This is a genomic window from Rhodomicrobium udaipurense JA643, assembly GCF_000636015.1.
GTDB classification, from domain to species: Bacteria; Pseudomonadota; Alphaproteobacteria; order Rhizobiales; family Rhodomicrobiaceae; genus Rhodomicrobium; species Rhodomicrobium udaipurense.
In genome coordinates this window covers 1-3,430 of sequence record NZ_JFZJ01000197.1, presented here as the reverse complement: position 1 = coordinate 3,430, position 3,430 = coordinate 1, and the positions used below count along the sequence as shown (strand labels likewise).

Here is a 3,430-nt window from a genome sequence, read left to right as displayed (position 1 = left end):
ACGAGGGCTACGATCTTCCGCCGATGACGGTTCATTACCGCGAGGTGCAGAGCGATCTGCGCGCGAAGGATGCCGATCGAGGTGGGCAGTTCATGCTGCTTCGCGACGCGGCGATGGGCTTGCAGGATGCGGCGCGGGAGAAGCGCGAGACGCTGCCCGCTCGCGTCGATGCCTTGAAGACGATCCTCGCGGACGATCCCGACAGTCATTACCTCATCTGGCACGATCTCGAAGCGGAGCGGCATGCGATCGACGCTGCGGTGCCGGGCGTCGTCTCGGTCTACGGTTCGCAAGACCTCGATGAGCGCGAGCAACGCATCGTCGAGTTCTCTAACGGCAAGTTCAAGTATCTCTCGGCAAAGCCCGTCATCGCGGGATCGGGCTGCAACTTTCAGCGCCATTGCCATAAGGCCGTGTTTCTAGGCATCGGCTTCAAGTTCAACGACTTCATTCAAGCAATCCATAGAATACAGCGTTTCCTGCAAAGTAAACCCGTCGAGATCACGATCATCTACGCCGAGAGCGAGCGCGAGATCCTGCGCACGCTGAAGCGCAAGTGGGATCAGCACAATCGCATGGTGGAGAAGATGAGCCAGATCATCAAGGATTACGGGCTGAGCCATGCGGCCATGGCGGACGCGCTCCAGCGCTCGCTTGGCTGCAAGCGCATCGAAGTCTCGGCCGAGCGCTATCGGCTCGTAAATGCCGACACGGTGGAAGAGACGGCGCGCATGCCGGCGGACAGCGTCGGGCTGATCGTCAGCTCGATCCCGTTCTCCACGCAGTACGAATATTCGCCGTCCTACAACGATTTCGGTCACACGAATGACGATGCGCATTTCTGGGAGCAGATGGACTATCTGATCCCGGAACTGTTTCGCGTGCTCCAGCCTGGGCGGCTCGCCGCGGTCCATGTAAAGGACCGCATTATTCCCGGCGGCGTATCTGGCCTCGGCTTTCAGACGCTTTCGACCTTCTCCTACGACTGCATCGCGGGTTTTCGGCGGCACGGGTTCGCATTCCTCGGCGAGAAGGTCATCACCACGGACGTGGTGCGCGAGAACAACCAGACTTATCGGCTGGGCTGGACCGAGCAGTGCAAAGACGGCTCTCGCATGGGCTTCGGCGTGCCGGAGAAGCTCTTGTTGTTTCGCAAGCCGCCGTCAGACCGATCGAACGGCTATGCCGACTCTCCCGTGGTGAAGGACAAGAAGTGGCGCGTCGATGAGGACAAGGAAACCGGGACGGCGGCGCATTGGCAGCATCCGAACGGATACAGCCGCGCGCGCTGGCAGCTCGATGCGCACGCCTACACGAGGTCGAGCGGCAACAGACTGATCACCGCCGATGAGATCGTCGGCTTCGGCGCGAGCGATGTTTACAAGATCTGGAAACGGTTCTCACTCGAGACGGTCTACGATTTCGAGCACCACGTGCAGATCGCGGAAGCGTTGGAAGAGCGCGGGCAACTGCCCGCCGATTTCATGCTTCTGCCGCCGCACTCGCGTCATCCGGACGTGTGGACCGACATCACGCGCATGCTCTCTGCGAACACGCTCCAGGCGGCGCGAGGCAAGGAGCTTCATCTCTGCCCGCTTCAGTTCGACATCGTCGACCGTGCGATCAACCAGTGGTCAATGCCAGATGAAGTCGTGTTCGACCCGTTCGGCGGACTGATGACGGTGCCCATGCGCGCCGTGAAATTCGGGCGCATCGGCTGGGGCAACGAGTTGAACCACGGCTATTTCCTCGACGGCGTGAAATATGTCGAGGCGGAAGCGCGTGCGCTCGACGTGCCGAACCTGTTCGCAGCGCTCGATGCCGCGCGCGGTGAGATCGCGGAGGCGGCATGATCTCCGGCCTCATCATTGACAGCTGCGCAGCGCACCCGGCGTTTAGCATCGAAGGACCGGCTGTGATCTCGTTCAGCGGCGGTCGAACGTCGGCTTACATGCTGCACGAGATCTTGCGCGCGCATGGCGGCACGCTACCCGATGATGTCGTCGTCGCCTTCGCGAACACGGGCAAAGAGCGCGAAGAGACGCTTCGGTTCGTCCGCGAATGCGGCTCGCGCTGGGGTGTCCACATTCATTGGCTCGAATGGCGCAACGCTAGGCCGTGCTTTGATGAGGTCGGCTACAACAGCGCAAGCCGGAATGGGGAGCCGTTCGCGGCTCTGATCGCGAAGAAGAAGCGCCTGCCAAACTGGAAGGAGCGTTGGTGCACAGGCACCTTGAAGGTCGAACCTTTGCACGCCCTCGCGGCCTCGTTCGGGTGGAAGCCGGGCGAATATGTCGAAGTGATTGGGCTCCGACACGACGAAGGTTTGCGTGTGTTGAAGGGATTGGATAGCGCGGAGAAACACGGGCGGCGGTGCCTCTATCCGCTGGCTAAGGCCAAGGTCACGAAGCGCAATGTGATGGAGTTTTGGGCGCGACAGCCGTTCGACCTCGGGCTGCGCCCGTATCAAGGCAACTGCGACCTGTGTTTTCTGAAGGGGCGAGGGCTACGAAAACGGATCATCCGCGAGAGACCCGACCTGGCCGGATGGTGGGACGAGCAGGAACGGACCACCGATCAGTTCTTCGATCGGCGCGACCGCGTGCAAGCGCTGATCGCTGAAGTACAGAGCACCCCTGAATTCCCCGATTTTTCAGACGAGACAGAGTTTGACGCGGAGTGCGGCCTGCACTGCGCGTGGGAGGCCGCAGCGTGATCGAAGGACTTATAATCGACAGCTTCGCGGGCGGCGGCGGAGCGTCGACCGGTATCGAGCTGGCTCTCGGGCGCTCGCCAGACTATGCGATCAACCACGACGCGAAAGCGCTCGCGATGCACGCCGCGAACCATCCGCTGACGATCCACCTTGAGGAAAATATCTGGAAGGTGGACCCGCATGCGCTCTTGCAGGGTCGCCAGGTTGGCCTGCTTTGGGCCTCGCCGGATTGCCGCCATCACAGCAAGGCGAAGGGTGGCGCGCCGGTCTCGCGGTCGGTCCGCATGCTCGCCGATGTGGTGCTGGTGTGGGCGCGTGTTGCGAAGCCGCATGTGATCGCGCTGGAAAACGTTGAGGAATTCGCGGACTGGGGGCCGCTCGATACGAACGGCCGCCCAGATAAGGACCGGCGCGGGCAGGATTTCGCGCGGTGGGTCCGAGGCCTCGAAGCTGAAGGCTACGAGGTGCAGTGGCGGCAGCTCCGCGCGTGCGACTATGGCGCGCCGACGATCCGCAAGCGGCTGTATCTGATCGCGCGCCGCGATGGCCATCCGATCCTCTGGCCGGAGCCGACGCACGGTAACCCGAAGAGCGAAGCGGTCAAAAGCGGCGCGCTCGCGCCTTGGCGGACGGCGGCGGAGATCATCGACTGGTCGCTGAAATGCCCGTCCATATTTCTGACGAAGGGCGAGGCGAAGGCGGCCGCGCTGCGCG

General features: G+C 62.3%; 3 protein-coding genes. All 3 read left to right on the top strand.

Annotation, left to right across the window (positions count from 1 at the left end):
- Positions 1 to 1,853: DNA methyltransferase (locus T281_RS16665; protein ID WP_037242125.1), on the top strand; the 1,853-nt coding region annotated here is incomplete at its 5' end.
- A gap of 62 nt (positions 1,854 to 1,915) precedes the next feature.
- A complete protein-coding gene (locus tag T281_RS16660; RefSeq protein WP_162173207.1) occupies positions 1,916 to 2,716 on the top strand; it encodes an adenine nucleotide alpha hydrolase family protein in 801 nt (266 codons plus the stop codon).
- Positions 2,713 to 3,430 (top strand): DNA cytosine methyltransferase (locus tag T281_RS16655; RefSeq protein ID WP_245269276.1); only part of this gene is annotated, 718 nt, incomplete at its 3' end. The genes T281_RS16660 and T281_RS16655, both read left to right, overlap by 4 nt.